11 protein-coding genes are annotated in these 15,302 nt (G+C 45.1%); all 11 read left to right on the top strand.

What is annotated here, in order from left to right; translation table 11 throughout:
- The 11 genes from TPET_RS03215 to TPET_RS03165 all read left to right on the top strand — a co-directional run bounded on the left by TPET_RS03215 (position 1) and on the right by TPET_RS03165 (position 15,284).
- Complete coding sequence (locus TPET_RS03215; protein ID WP_011943244.1) at positions 1-855, top strand: carbohydrate ABC transporter permease; 855 nt, start codon at positions 1-3, stop codon at positions 853-855.
- 16 nt (positions 856-871) lie between these two features.
- Positions 872-2,776, top strand: a complete 1,905-nt coding sequence (locus TPET_RS03210; RefSeq protein WP_012310660.1) for an alpha-L-arabinofuranosidase C-terminal domain-containing protein — start codon at positions 872-874, stop codon at positions 2,774-2,776.
- Positions 2,776-5,217: a GH39 family glycosyl hydrolase gene (locus TPET_RS03205; RefSeq protein WP_238374316.1), complete on the top strand. Its 2,442-nt coding sequence runs from the start codon at positions 2,776-2,778 to the stop codon at positions 5,215-5,217. Before TPET_RS03210 ends, TPET_RS03205 begins: the two co-directional genes overlap by 1 nt.
- 14 nt (positions 5,218-5,231) lie before the next feature.
- Positions 5,232-6,686 carry an alpha-N-arabinofuranosidase gene (locus tag TPET_RS03200; protein ID WP_011943241.1) on the top strand — a complete coding sequence of 485 codons (1,455 nt, stop codon included), beginning with the start codon at positions 5,232-5,234 and terminating at the stop codon, positions 6,684-6,686.
- Between the two features lie 28 nt (positions 6,687-6,714).
- Positions 6,715-7,785: an aldose epimerase family protein gene (locus TPET_RS03195; RefSeq protein WP_011943240.1), complete on the top strand. Its 1,071-nt coding sequence runs from the start codon at positions 6,715-6,717 to the stop codon at positions 7,783-7,785.
- 76 nt (positions 7,786-7,861) lie between these two features.
- Entirely contained in the window at positions 7,862-8,500 is a 639-nt protein-coding gene (locus tag TPET_RS03190; protein ID WP_011943239.1) for an L-ribulose-5-phosphate 4-epimerase, read from the top strand.
- Between the two features lie 12 nt (positions 8,501-8,512).
- Positions 8,513-10,033, top strand: coding sequence for an FGGY-family carbohydrate kinase (locus TPET_RS03185; protein ID WP_011943238.1), 1,521 nt, complete (start codon positions 8,513-8,515; stop codon positions 10,031-10,033).
- A 3-nt stretch (positions 10,034-10,036) separates the two neighbouring features.
- The gene (locus TPET_RS03180) at positions 10,037-11,248 is read left to right on the top strand and encodes a sn-glycerol-1-phosphate dehydrogenase (protein ID WP_011943237.1); all 1,212 of its coding nucleotides are present in this window, start codon (positions 10,037-10,039) and stop codon (positions 11,246-11,248) included.
- A 67-nt stretch (positions 11,249-11,315) separates the two neighbouring features.
- Positions 11,316-11,768: a PadR family transcriptional regulator gene (locus tag TPET_RS03175; RefSeq protein ID WP_004082997.1), complete on the top strand. Its 453-nt coding sequence runs from the start codon at positions 11,316-11,318 to the stop codon at positions 11,766-11,768.
- On the top strand, positions 11,765-13,498 hold the full coding sequence (locus TPET_RS03170) for an ABC transporter ATP-binding protein (RefSeq protein ID WP_011943236.1): 1,734 nt from the start codon (positions 11,765-11,767) through the stop codon (positions 13,496-13,498). The genes TPET_RS03175 and TPET_RS03170 overlap by 4 nt, the downstream gene beginning before the upstream one ends.
- A complete protein-coding gene (locus TPET_RS03165) occupies positions 13,491-15,284 on the top strand; it encodes an ABC transporter ATP-binding protein (RefSeq protein WP_011943235.1) in 1,794 nt (597 codons plus the stop codon). The genes TPET_RS03170 and TPET_RS03165 overlap by 8 nt, the downstream gene beginning before the upstream one ends.
- Positions 15,285-15,302 lie beyond the last annotated feature (18 nt).

The following is a 15,302-nucleotide window of genomic DNA, read 5'->3' as shown; positions in this document are numbered from 1 at the left end:
ATGTCGAAGAAAAAGAATAAACTGTTAAGAGTTATCATCTCTGTTGCTTTATGGCTTTTTGCTGCTCTCTGGTATGCACCCATATTCTGGATGTTTTCCACGTCTTTGAAAGAATCAACAACGGCAACCTCTGAGTATCCACCCAAGTGGATCCCTGATAATCCCACGCTGGATAATTATAAGCGAATCTTTGCACCTGCGAGCGGTATAAGTGTTTCAAAGGGAATAATCAATAGTTTGATTGTCTCCATTCTGGGAACATTGGCAGGATTGGTAGTGGCTGTCCCGGCTGCTTATGCTCTTTCCAGATTGAAGTTCAAAGGAAAGAAAGTCGTATTTTGGAGCTATGTAGCGGTTCTTGCTTTTCCCGGGATCATCTTTCTAATACCTCATTATTTTATTATCTATCGTTTAGGGCTCATGGATACACTTGCGGCTCTCATTCTTCCAGGACTCGGAGGAACTTTTGGGGTCTTTCTCCTGAGACAGTATATGCTTGGCATACCCAGAGAACTGGAGGATGCCGCATGGATAGATGGTTGTTCAAAACTCAGATTTCTTGTGACCATAGTAGTGCCGTACATCAAACCCGCAATGATTGTTCTGGGATTGATGTCTTTCTTAGGATACTGGAACAGTTTTCTCTGGCCTCTCCTTGTTCTTTCTTCACCTGAGAAATTCACACTGCCAATAGCTCTCGTTCGATTCAATGCAGGATGGGGTGATCCTTACAGAGGAATAGGAACTCTTATGGCTGGCGCATTCATTTCTGTGGCTCCCGTTCTTGTGATATTTATCGTTTTCAGGAAGTATCTCATGCAGGGAATCTACCTGGGATCCGTTGGAAAAGAATGATTTGAGGGGTGAGAAAGTGAAAAGATTCCTGTTTGTTTTGACTTTAACAATTTCGGTCCTCCTCGTCGGAGAGGTTCAACATGTGTTGAGGATTGACTTTTCTCGGCAGGGGCCGGAAATTCCAGAGACATTTCATGGAATATTTTTCGAAGATATAAATCACGCAGTCGATGGAGGACTTTACGTAGAACTTGTGAGAAACAGATCGTTTGAGCAGAAAACGAGAAAGTACGAAGGGTGGCAGATCGAAAGAGGAGATTCTGTGAAATCTTCCATAGAAGAAACGTATCCTCTCAACGAAAACAACACTCATTATTTTGAATTGAAATTTCCCGAAACAGATAGAGCGACTCTCACGAACCTGGGATACGGTGGAATTGTGGTGTTTCAGGGTCAGGAATACACCTTCTCCACCTATCTCAGTGGTGATTTCACAGGAACGATCACCGCTTTGATCACTGATGACAACGAAGTTCTGGCTTCAGGGAATGTTTTGCTTCATCAACCGGCTGGTGGCTGGAAAAAGTACATGTTGAATCTCATTCCCACAAAGACATCCACCAACTCGAGACTTTCGATTTCCATTCTGGGCAGTGGAACCCTCAGAATCGACATGGTTTCTCTGATGCCCAGAAAGAACTGGAACGGCATGAGAGAAGATCTTTTGAGAATGCTCGAGGATCTAAAGCCAGGTTTTATAAGGTTTCCGGGAGGATGTCTGGTTCAGGGTAACACCCTGGAGAACGCGTACCGATGGAAAGAGAGCATTGGATCAGTTGAACAGAGGAAGACAAAGTGGAATTTCTGGGGATACTATCAGACACTTGGTATCGGTTTTTACGAGTATTTGCTCCTCTGTGAAAGACTGGAAGCAGAACCTGTTCCTATATTCAATCCTGGTATATCTTTCCAGATAGAATCACCGGAATACGCTTCCGAAGAAGAGCTCAAAGAATGGATTCAAGACGTTCTAGATTTCCTCGAGTTTGCCAACGATGCAACAGACACGTACTGGGGAGGTGTCAGAGCGTCTCTTGGTCATCCAGAACCCTTCAACGTGAAATACATTGGTGTTGGTAATGAAAACTGGGGGCCAAGATACTGGGAGAATTTCGAAAAGTTCAGAGAAGCGATAAAAAAAAGATATCCCGATGTAAAGATCATATTCAGCGGACCGCCTTCCTACGAAGGAACCGATTTCAGACAGGCGTGGCGCTGGGCAAGGGAAAACAACGTGGAAATCTTCGACGAGCACATCTATGCCTCACCGGAATGGATGCTGGCAAACACTGATAGATACAACAGATATGACAGAAACGGTCCGAAAGTTATGCTTGGAGAGTACGCGGCGCATACAGATGGAAAGAGAAACAACTGGCAGGCAGCACTCGCTGAAGCAGCTTTTCTTACAGGAGTCGAGAGGAATTCCGATGTTGTCATAATGGCTTCCTACGCTCCCCTCTTCAACAGAGTGGGCTGGTCTCAGTGGGTACCGGATCTGATCTGGTTCGATGGATACAGGGTTTTCGGTACACCGAGTTACTATGTCCAGAGAGTTTTCGCTGAGAACAGAGGAGATGTGGTGATTCACTCCGAACTCACCAACGAAGAGTACAGGATGTTCGGCTACAGATACAAACATCTCTATCATGTAGTAACGTACGATGAAAAATCTAAGGAATTGATCATAAAAGTTGTCAATCCCTGGCCTGAAGATAGGACCGTTCGTCTGGAAATTCAGGGAATTGGGCTCGAAGGAAATGGAAAGGAGATTCTCATCAGTGGTGGCCCAAAGGATGAAAACAGTTTCGATGAACTAAAGATCGTTCCAAAAGAAAGAATAATAACCGGTCTCAACACTTCCTTTGAATACACCTTTAAAGCTTACACAGTGACGGTTTTGAGATTGAAGGTGAGATAATGAGGTGGTTGATGTTGATACTTTGTTTTTCCACGCTGGTTTTTGCTGATGAACTCGTTTTCGATCTTTCTCGAACAAATGGGCCCCTTGGCTTTGGAGCGGTTGGTGCCCACTATGCCCTTTCCGAACCCGATGTTCCTTCTGTCATCTCTCTGGTACCTATAAGGGTAAGGACGGTGAACCAGAAACCTCCGTATGGTTTACAGCATCCCGGTGCTGATGCTTTCAGGGTCATGGAGAGCTTTGTAAAGGCAGGGGGAGAATACCTCCAGGTTTATCTTCAGGATATTTACCTAAATTGGCCATATGAAAAAAATCCTGACAACAACAGGGATTATGTGCCAGATGATTACCTCGAGAAAGTAAGGGAGTCTGTACGAATTTTAGAGATGCTACCGTACAGAGATAAGATTGTTTACGTTCCTTTCAATGAACCTGATGCGATCTGGTATGGAGGTCTTTTCTGGTCCTCTAAAAGGATGAAGGAGTTCTTCACAGCCTGGAAGGCCGTCTACAATACGATAAAAGAAGTAGCACCGAGTGCGAAGATAGCAGGTCCGAATACAACTACTTACAACTCGAGATTCATGAAGAAATTCTTCGAATTCTGTCTCCAAGAGAATTGTCTTCCTGATCTGATCACATGGCATGAACTGAATCTTATGGACGCAGAAGCAGGACACGCTTATTACCAGGATTTCCGAAAAATTGAAAAAGAGCTTGGCATCAGATCTCTTCCCATCTGTATAAACGAATATGCCCTTGGAAAAGAACTATCCGTTCCAGGAAGGCTTATGAAATGGCTTGCAAGATTTGAACAATCGAAGGTTGATGGATGCCTTGCTTACTGGCATGCTGCGGGTAACTTTTCGGGGCTCGTAGAAGGGAATGTACCAAATAGTGCATGGTGGTTGTTCAGAGAATATGTGAACATGTCTGGAGAACTGGTTTCAGCAACACCAAGTTATACTTCCATTTCTACACTGGCTGTGTACGATCGAAACACGAAGACTTTGAAAGTTCTCCTGGGAGGAGATGATCAGGAAGAACTCACTCTCACGTTCAGGAACACTCCATTCAAAGAAAGGGTTTATTACGAAGTCTGGGAGATCGAATGGTCTGGTTACACAGGTATCTACATTTCACCAGATCTTCTGGAAAAAGGTTACACCGAGGTTCTCAATGGAGGATTCTCTTTAAAACTCCAGAATTTGAGTGAAATGTCTGCTTATCTTATCCTGGTAAGGAAAGATGAAGGTTCCAGACAGATCTACCAGTCTGTATGGAAGTGGAGACAAGAGGCTGAAAATGCTTTCTTAGAAAACTGTACGGTAGAGATCCATGGAGGAGGAAACAATCCACCTTATTCTGGAGAAAAAGTGGTGTTTCTTGATAATACTAAGAGTGCTCTTTCCTTCAAGGTTGAAGTACCAAAAGATAGTTTGTATCTCCTCGAGATATGGTACCTGAACGGTAATGCTAAGTCTGTAAAACACAAACTGGAGATAAATGACGAAACTTTTGAAGTGATTTTTCCTCCTACGCTCTCTGGAAGTTACGTTGGAAAAGTTGAAATACCTGTTTGGCTTAAAAAAGGGATGAATACAGTGAAAATATCCAGAGAAAGTGGTTCTCAGAGTGTTGGTGTTGATCGCGTGGGGTTAAGACTTTATCCGAAAGAGCAAAAGTTCCTGATATGTGATTACCTGACCACCAAGGATGGTTTTCTCGATAGCGAAAAGATCACTCTGAAAAGAAACGATGAAGTCGAGTTTTTTGTGGTAGTGGAGAACGATGGTTATTATTCTGTGAAGCTGAACAATGATGCAATCAGAGAATTGGAAGTAGAAATCAACAGAGTAGCCAGAGAGAAAGTAACGAGCAATCAGTTCACCGTTTTTCTTCAAAAAGGTGTGAATCTATTAAGGCTGAGAAATCCTTCTGATAATGCGATCGTTTTGGGTTCTATTTCTTTCGAGAAAGTGGAAAAGGACGTGAAAACCTATGAAGCAGAAGAAGGTACACTAACAGGAAATACACGCGTGGAGAATTCTGAGTATGCTTCATCCGGTAAGTTTGTCGCTGGTATTGGAAGAGGAAAAGAAAATGCTCTTGAAATACGGTTCGAAGTACCTGAAGGTAATTATTACTCTCTCGTAATTCGCTACAGTAACGAGGAAACGCTGGGGACTCATGCTTATAACCTCAACGTGGTGGACAGGTACTGTAGATTGATCATCGATGGGGAAGAAAGGGATCTCTTTTTCAGGTATACCGGAGGAATGGACGGCTTTTCCACAAGGATTCTGTACCTCTATCTTGAAAAAGGTGTTCATACTTTGAGATTTGAAAATCCAAACACTGAAGTTTCACCTGCTTATGTGTCTGTTTATGGACCCAATGTAGACTGTATTTCTATAACACCAACTTTTGTGAAGTGAGGAGGGAAAAGAGTATGTCCTACAGGATAGTGGTTGATCCAAAAAAAGTTGTCAAGCCGATTAGTAGACACATCTACGGTCATTTCACGGAACATCTGGGAAGGTGTATCTACGGCGGAATTTATGAAGAAGGTTCTCCGCTCTCCGATGAAAGGGGTTTCAGAAAGGACGTTCTGGAGGCTGTAAAGAGGATAAAAGTTCCGAACTTGAGATGGCCCGGTGGAAACTTTGTGTCGAACTACCACTGGGAAGACGGAATAGGTCCCAAAGATCAGAGGCCTGTCAGGTTCGATCTCGCCTGGCAACAGGAAGAGACGAATAGATTTGGAACGGACGAATTCATTGAGTACTGTCGTGAGATAGGAGCAGAACCTTACATCAGTATAAACATGGGAACTGGAACACTCGACGAAGCTCTCCACTGGCTTGAATACTGCAATGGAAAGGGTAATACCTACTACGCTCAACTCAGAAGAAAGTACGGTCATCCAGAACCTTACAACGTAAAGTTCTGGGGAATAGGCAACGAGATGTACGGGGAATGGCAGGTAGGCCACATGACGGCGGACGAATACGCAAGAGCCGCCAAAGAATACACGAAATGGATGAAGGTTTTCGATCCTACAATTAAAGCGATCGCCGTGGGCTGTGACGACCCTATATGGAATCTCAGGGTTCTTCAAGAAGCAGGTGATGTGATTGACTTCATATCCTACCATTTCTACACAGGGTCCGAGGATTACTACGAAACAGTTTCCACGGTTTACCTTCTCAAAGAAAGACTCATCGGAGTGAAAAAGCTCATTGATATGGTGGATACTGCTAGAAAGAGAGGTGTCAAAATCGCCCTTGATGAATGGAACGTATGGTACAGAGTGTCCGATAACAAGCTCGAAGAACCTTACGATCTCAAAGATGGTATCTTTGCATGTGGAGTGCTTGTACTTCTTCAAAAGATGAGCGACATAGTCCCACTTGCCAATCTCGCACAGCTTGTAAACGCCCTTGGAGCTATACACACCGAGAAAGACGGTCTCATTCTCACACCCGTTTACAAGGCTTTTGAACTCATCGTGAATCATTCCGGAGAAAAGCTTGTCAAGACCCATGTTGAATCGGAGACTTACAACATAGAAGGAGTCATGTTCATCAACAAAATGCCTTTCTCTGTCGAGAACGCACCGTTCCTTGATGCCGCCGCTTCCATCTCAGAAGATGGCAAGAAACTTTTCATCGCTGTTGTAAACTACAGGAAAGAAGACGCTTTGAAGGTTCCAATCAGAGTGGAAGGTCTGGGACAGAAAAAAGCCACCGTTTATACACTCACAGGTCCGGACGTGAACGCGAGAAACACCATGGAAAATCCGAACGTCGTTGATATTACCTCCGAAACCATCACCGTTGACACCGAATTTGAACACACGTTTAAACCATTCTCTTGCAGTGTGATTGAGGTAGAATTGGAGTAAGAAAAACTGTTGCCAGGAGGAGAAAGAAATGGAATATCTGATGAGCCACATTGAAAAGGAGTTCTTCGGAGCAACTTCTGAGGGAATACCTGTATATCAGTACACACTCATAAACAAAAATGGAATGATGGCAAAGATCATCACTTATGGTGCGATAGTGAGAGAATTGTGGGTGCCAGACAGTTCTGGCACCCTTTCTGATGTTGTTTTGGGATTTGACACACTCCAGGAGTACGAAGCAAAGAACTCGAACTTCTTCTTCGGGGCGATAGTGGGAAGATACGCGAACAGAATAGCCGGTGGAAGATTCGAGATCGACGGAGTCACCTATCAGCTTGCCCTGAACGATGGAGATCGTCCAAACGCGCTCCACGGTGGTGTGAAGGGATTCTACACCAGGGTCTTCAAAGCCGTTCCCATAAAAACGCCCACTGGACCTTCCCTTGTTCTGAAGTATTTGAGCCACGATGGCGAAGAAGGCTATCCTGGCAATCTGGATCTCACAGTTATCTACACTCTCACAAACGAAAACGAGCTGAAGGTAGAGTATCGTGCCACAACGGATAAACCCACCGTTGTGAACCTCACACAACATTCCTATTTTAACCTTGCCGGTGATGGTTCAATACTTGATCACGAGCTTATGATAAACGCAGATAACTACACCCCCGTTGATGATAACCTCATACCAACAGGAGAGATTGCACCGGTTGAAGGCACACCGTTCGATTTGAGATCTTTCAAAGTTCTGAGAGACGCCATCGAACCGTTGAAAAGCACTACAACAAAAGGTTTCGATATAAACTACGTTTTAAACGGTGAAGATGGAAAGCTGAAGCTTGCAGCTGTTCTAAGAGACAAGAGATCTCGTCGAAGGATGGAGGTCTACACAACAGAGCCGGGTCTTCAACTCTACACGGGAAACTTCCTCGATGTGAAGGGAAAATGCGGTACATACTACGGACCGTACTCAGGTTTGTGTCTTGAAGCACAGCACTTCCCCGATTCTCCAAATCATGCAAACTTTCCAAGCACCATCTTGAGACCAGGTGAGGAGTACAGACAGGTTACTGTTTATAGATTTTCTGTTGAAGTTTGAAAACAAAAACGGAACTGTGATGCCTTGTTGTGTGGATAATTTTGACTGTACGTTTACCCATAAAGGAGGTAAAAGCATGTACGAAAAAGAAAGGAAAGAGCTATACAATGCCCATCTTCTGTTGGAAAAATACGGTCTTGTCGCTTACACAAGCGGTAACGTGAGTGTGAGAATCGGTGATCATGTTCTGATAAAGCCCTCCGGTGTTCCATACACCGAGCTGAAACCAGAGGACTTCGTCGTGGTGGACCTTGAAGGAAACGTGATCGAGGGAGAGAAGAAACCCTCCGTCGATACAGCCACACATCTGTATCTCTACAAACACCTCGACTGGGCAAAATCCGTGATTCACACTCATTCAACATTCGCCATGGTGTGGGCAATTCTCGAAAAATCAATCCCCGTTCTTTGCACGGCACATGCGGATGTTTTCGGAGAGGAGATTCCTCTTACAGAATACGCTCCTGTAGGATCCGAAGCGATTGGGAAAGCCGTCCTGAAAGTGATTGGAAAATCCGGTGCTGTTCTTCTCAGAAAACACGGTGTTATGATCGTAGGAACCTCCGTGGACGATGCGGTGAAAAAGGCGATTTTCCTTGAGGAGGTAGCAAAGGCAGCGTACTTTGCGACACTTGCAGGAGAGCCCACATCATTACCACCTGACGAGGTGGATCGTCTCTACAATCAGTACCACACCAAGTACGGTCAGAAGTGAGGAGGGGGGAACATGTACCTCATCGGAAGTGATATAGGAACTCAGGGTACGAAATCCGTCATCGTGAACGAAAAAGGAGAAGTACTCGCTGAGGCTTTCAGAGAGTACGAAGTCATAACTCCAAAACCAAACTGGGCAGAGCAGTGGCCTGATGTTTGGGTTAAAGCGGTCTTTGAAACTGTAAAAGAAGTGGTGGAGAAGTCTGGGGTATCAAGGAAAGAGATAGCTGGGATTGCTATTAGCGGGCTCTACGGTGGTTCGGGCATTCCAGTTGACAAAAACATGCAGCCTCTCAGACCCTGTCTCATTTGGATGGACAGAAGAGCGGTGAAAGAGACGGAGTGGGTGAAACAGAATGTTCCCAAAGAAAAACTCTTCGAGATCACGGGAAATTACGTGGATTCGTACTTTGGTTTTACGAAGATCATGTGGATCAGAAACAACGAACCAGAGATCTGGAAAAAGATCTACAAGTTCATCACTCCTAAGGACTACGTGATCTATCAAATGACGAGAGAAGTTGTCATCGACTATTCTTCTGCTGGAAATCTGGGTGGCGTTTTTGACGTCAGAAAGCTCACCTGGTCCAAGGAGATGTGTGATGTTCTCGGAATACCAATTGAGTTTCTCCCCGAAAGAATAGTGAAGTCTTCTGACGTGGTTGGAAGGGTGACAAAAGAAGCTTCGGAATTGTGTGGGCTCCTCGAGGGAACACCCGTTGTAGCCGGGGGAATAGACGCACCAGTTGCCCAGCTTTCTGCCGGTGCACTTGAAGAAGGAGAGCACGTTGCGATGGTGGGTACCTCCACCTGCTGGGGAACGGTCCACGATGGTTCTAAACTGGCTTTCGGTCTTGTGAATTATCCTTACGTGGTTTACGACACTGAAAGGATCTACACATTTGGAGGGTCTGCCACAACAGGGGCTCTCGCCAGGTGGTTTAAAGAACAGTTCGGTGAGAGCGAGACAATCGTTGGCGAAAGAACGGGCATCTCACCATACCAGCTCTTTGACAAAGAGGTAGCAAACATCCCTGCTGGAAGCGAGGGCATCATCGTTCTTCCGTATTTCATGGGTGAGAGATCTCCGATATGGGATCCTACCGCAAGGGGTGTGTTCTTTGGAGTCACTCTCTATCACAAAAGAGCACACCTCTACAGGGCACTGATGGAAGGAGGAGCGTATGCCCTGAGACACAACATGGAAGAAGGCTTGAAAGCCGGTTTGAAACTGAACGACGAGTGCTGGATCGTTGGTGGTGTTTCGAAATCTTCCGTATGGGTTAAAATATTTGCGGATGTCACAGGATTCAAAATGAGACAGGTCGCAAGCCTTGTGGAGGCTCCTTACGGAGATGCGTTCCTTGCAGGACTCGGAACAGGTGTTATAGACAAGCCCGAGAGAATAAAAGAGTGGGTGAAATACAGAGATCCCGTGGAACCAGATCTCGAGAACAAGAAGATTTACGACAGGTACTACGAAGTGTACAGAGAACTCTATGAAAGAACAAAAGACCTGATGGCGAGGTTGTGAAAAATGAAGAATATCCTAGGGAAAACTTTCGAGTGCAGTTGCGGGAAAACTCATGAGGTTCCAGATATAGAAATCCTGGAGGCATCCATAAGAGAAGCACCTGATATTTTTCCAGATGCGTTTTTCATAGCAGACCTGAACACCGCTTCCCTGGTGAATCTACCCGGGAAGCGGTCCTTCGTTTTCAACGAGAGAAGACCCCTTGCGACGATGGAAAACATTGAGAAAGTAATGAAAGCATCTGGAAATTTTCCAGAGATCGTATCGATTGGATCTGGTAGTCTCACAGACATAGCAAGATACGCGGCATATCTTTCAGGAAAGCGTTTCTCGTGTGTTCCCACAGCGCCTTCTGTGGACGCTTACACTTCCACCGTGGCACCTATCTTGGTGAACGGTGTGAAAAAGACATTCAAAGCGATTCCTCCCGGGAAGATTCTTTTAGACATTGAGGTGTTGAGAAATGCACCAATGGATCTTTTGAGGGCTGGTGTAGGAGACATCGTTGCCAAGATTCCCGCGAGAATGGACTGGATTCTCTCACATGTTGTGACGGGTGAGAACATTTGTGATTTCGTCTGGAACGACATGAAAGATCTGTTGAAAGAAATTCTTTTGAAGTCAAAGGACATTCTCAACAGAGAAAGAAGTGCTATCAAAACACTCATAGAGGCCCATCTTGTTTCAGGAATCAACATGGTCATCATGGGAAATTCAAGGCCGGCGTCCGGTGCAGAACACATGGTTTCCCATCTGATAGAGATGTTTCACGAAGAAAAAGGGGAGATGCCTCCTTTCCATGGCTTGACAGTGATGATAGGAGTTTTTGTTTCGATGAAGGCGTACGAGGCACTTGTAGAGAAGAAAGAGATACCTCTAAAAGACTACTCCATTGAGGAAAGAAGGAAAGAACTTCTTGAGCTCTTCGAAGAAAGAAAAGTAGAAGAATTTTTAAAAACATACGCTGAGAAGAAATTCCCAAAAATCGAAGCAGATATAGTCGGAGAACCATTGGAGGATATTTACTGGGAGTTTTTCCCCCATCTCAAAAGAACTCTTGAGACTATAGATGTGAACTCAGTGATCAACAGTTACAGCAAAGACTTTCTGTCAAGAGTTGTACGTCTCGCAAACACCATAAGGGACAGGTTCACCATCTTGGATGTCTTTGATGAGATGAAGATCCTCAAGAATTTTTCCGAAATGGTGTTTTGAGATATTCCAGAAATCCGGTATAATTCTTGTTGAAAATCATAACTCTATAGATATATCTGGTGACAGTATGAGAGATACGAAAGGGCATCTGAAATTTCTGGTTCTTCACATAATTTCTCAACAACCCTCTCATGGGTACTACATAATGAAGAAGATCTCCCAGATAATAGGGGCAGAGCCTCCGAGTCCTGGTGCGCTCTACCCGATACTCTCTTCCCTCAGGAAGCAGAAATACATCGAAACATACAACGAGGGGAAAAGAAAGGTTTACCGTTTGACTGATAAGGGGAGAAAGTACCTGGAAGAACACAAAGAGGAAATCAAGAAGGCACTGGATTTCGCAGAGAGATTCAGAGTCTTTTCTGAAATTTGTGGTCTTTCCTTGAGAAATGTAGTGGATGTGATTTTCAAAAACGCGAAAGATCTCACACCGGAACAAAAGAAGAAATTAAAACACGCCACGGAAGACTTTGAAAGGAACGTATACAACATCATCTACGGAGGGAAAAACTCGAAATGAAAACACTCGCCAGATATTTAAAACCTTACTGGCTATTCGCCGTTCTCGCACCGCTTTTCATGGTTGTAGAAGTGATATGTGATCTTTCACAACCCACTCTTTTGGCACGTATCGTCGACGAAGGAATCGCGCGTGGAGACTTTTCTCTGGTTTTGAAAACAGGGATCCTCATGTTGATAGTGGCACTGATAGGTGCGGTGGGAGGAATAGGCTGCACGGTCTTTGCGAGCTACGCCAGTCAGAACTTTGGAGCCGACTTGAGGCGAGATCTCTTCAGAAAAGTTCTGAGTTTTTCTATTTCCAATGTGAACAGATTCCACACTTCATCTTTGATAACGCGTCTCACCAACGACGTCACGCAGCTTCAAAACTTGGTGATGATGCTTCTCAGGATCGTTGTCAGAGCGCCTCTTCTCTTTGTAGGTGGAATTGTCATGGCGGTGTCTATCAATGCGAAGCTCTCTTCCGTTTTGATCTTTTTGATACCTCCCATCGTTCTTCTCTTTGTGTGGCTCACTAGGAAAGGGAATCCTCTTTTTCGAAAGATTCAAGAGAGCACCGACGAGGTCAACAGAGTCGTGAGAGAAAATCTCCTGGGTGTCAGGGTAGTGAGGGCCTTTCGAAGAGAAGAATACGAGAATGAGAACTTTCGGAAAGCAAACGAGTCTCTGAGAAGATCCATCATCAGTGCCTTTTCACTCATTGTTTTCGCACTGCCCCTTTTCATATTCATCGTGAATATGGGGATGATCGCCGTCCTGTGGTTTGGAGGGGTTCTCGTTAGAAACAACCAGATGGAGATAGGAAGCATCATGGCATACACGAATTACCTCATGCAGATCATGTTCTCTCTCATGATGATCGGAAACATTCTCAATTTCATTGTAAGAGCCAGTGCTTCTGCAAAGAGAGTTCTGGAGGTGCTGAACGAAAAACCTGCAATTGAAGAAGCAGACAATGCCTTAGCACTTCCAAATGTGGAGGGGAGCGTTTCCTTCGAAAATGTCGAATTCAGATACTTCGAAAACACCGATCCTGTCCTCAGCGGAGTGAACTTCTCCGTTGAACCAGGATCACTCATTGCCGTTCTGGGTGAAACAGGGTCCGGAAAGACCACCCTCATGAACCTCATTCCAAGACTCATAGATCCAGAGCGTGGACGTGTGGAAGTCGATGAACTGGACGTTCGGACGGTGAAGCTGAAAGATCTGAGAGGTCGCATATCTGTTGTTCCTCAGGAAACCGTGCTGTTTTCGGGAACCATCAAAGAGAACCTGAAATGGGGAAGAGAAGACGCCACAGATGATGAAATCGTGGAGGCAGCGAAGATCGCTCAGATACACGATTTCATAATCAGTCTGCCCGAAGGATACGATTCTCGCGTTGAAAGAGGAGGAAGGAACTTCTCGGGAGGTCAGAAACAGAGACTTTCCATAGCCCGTGCTCTTGTAAAAAAACCAAAGGTACTGATACTCGACGACTGCACGAGCTCAGTGGATCCCATAACTGAGAAAAGAATACTGGATGGGTTGAAGCAATACACGAAGGGATGTACGACCTTCATCATCACTCAGAAGATCCCAACGGCTCTTCTCGCCGATAAGATCCTGGTCCTTCATGAAGGGAAAGTAGCGGGATTTGGCACCCACAAAGAGTTGCTCGAACACTGCAAACCCTATCGAGAGATATATGAATCCCAGTTTGGAAACGGGGTGATGAACGATGCCTGAGATCAGAAGAAGGCCACACGGACCAATTTTAGAAAAACCCGCACTGAAAAATCCCACGGCCACGTTGAGAAGACTCCTCGGTTATCTGAGACCTCACACTTTCACTTTGATCATGGTCTTTGTTTTCGTCACCGTTTCTTCCATACTTGGTGTTCTCTCACCGTATCTCATAGGAAAAACGATCGATGTTGTCTTCGTTCCAAGAAAATTCGATCTTCTTCCCAGATACATGCTGATTCTCGGAACGATTTACGCGCTTACGTCTCTTCTCTTCTGGCTTCAGGGAAAGATCATGCTAACTCTTTCTCAGGATGTTGTTTTTCGTTTGAGAAAGGAGCTTTTCGAGAAGCTTCAAAGAGTTCCGGTCGGCTTCTTCGACAGAACACCTCACGGAGACATCATAAGCAGAGTCATAAACGATGTGGACAATATAAACAACGTTCTTGGAAACAGTATCATTCAGTTCTTCTCGGGAATTGTGACACTCGCAGGCGCTGTGATCATGATGTTCAGAGTGAATGTGATCCTTTCACTCGTCACACTCTCAATAGTTCCCTTGACCGTTCTCATTACACAGATCGTCTCCAGCCGAACCAGAAAATACTTTTATGAAAATCAAAGAATTCTCGGTCAGCTCAATGGGATCATAGAAGAAGACATCTCCGGCCTCACTGTGATAAAACTCTTCACCCGTGAGGAAAAAGAGATGGAGAAGTTCGACCGGGTGAACGAGAGTCTCAGAAAGGTGGGAACGAAGGCTCAGATCTTTTCAGGTGTTCTCCCCCCTCTGATGAACATGGTCAACAACCTCGGATTTGCCCTGATCAGCGGTTTTGGAGGATGGCTCGCCTTGAAAGACATAATCACAGTGGGTACCATAGCCACCTTCATAGGCTACTCGAGGCAGTTCACAAGACCGTTGAACGAGCTTTCTAACCAGTTCAACATGATCCAGATGGCGCTTGCGAGTGCTGAAAGAATCTTTGAGATTCTCGATCTGGAGGAAGAAAAAGACGATCCTGATGCTGTGGAACTGAGGGAAGTCAGAGGAGAAATCGAGTTCAGGAACGTGTGGTTCTCCTACGACAAGAAAAAGCCCGTTCTCAAAGACATAACCTTTCACATAAAACCGGGTCAGAAGGTTGCACTGGTGGGTCCCACAGGGTCCGGAAAGACGACGATCGTGAATCTGTTGATGAGATTCTACGACGTGGACAGAGGGCAGATCCTCGTGGATGGTATAGATATAAGAAAAATAAAGAGGAGTTCTCTGAGATCCAGCGTAGGCATCGTCCTTCAGGATACTATTTTGTTTTCCACCACCGTGAAAGAAAACCTCAAATACGGAAATCCTGACGCTACCGACGAAGAAATAAAAGAAGCAGCGAAACTGACACATTCCGACCACTTCATAAAACACCTGCCTGAGGGTTACGAAACGGTCCTCACCGACAACGGTGAAGATCTGAGTCAGGGTCAAAGACAGCTTCTTGCCATAACAAGAGCTTTCCTTGCGAATCCAAAGATCCTGATACTGGACGAAGCCACCAGCAACGTTGACACAAAGACGGAGAAAAGCATACAGGCAGCCATGTGGAAACTCATGGAGGGGAAGACCAGCATCATCATAGCTCACAGATTGAACACGATAAAAAACGCAGATCTGATCATCGTTTTAAGAGACGGAGAAATTGTGGAGATGGGAAAACACGATGAGTTGATTCAAAAGCGAGGCTTTTATTACGAGCTCTTCACAAGCCAATACGGTCTCGTTGTAGAAAGATAATGAGCCCCAAGATGGGGC

Source organism: Thermotoga petrophila RKU-1 (assembly GCF_000016785.1).
GTDB classification, from domain to species: domain Bacteria; phylum Thermotogota; class Thermotogae; order Thermotogales; family Thermotogaceae; genus Thermotoga; species Thermotoga petrophila.
The sequence above is the reverse complement of the archived record's forward strand: the minus strand, read 5'-3'. Positions and strand labels throughout refer to the sequence as shown.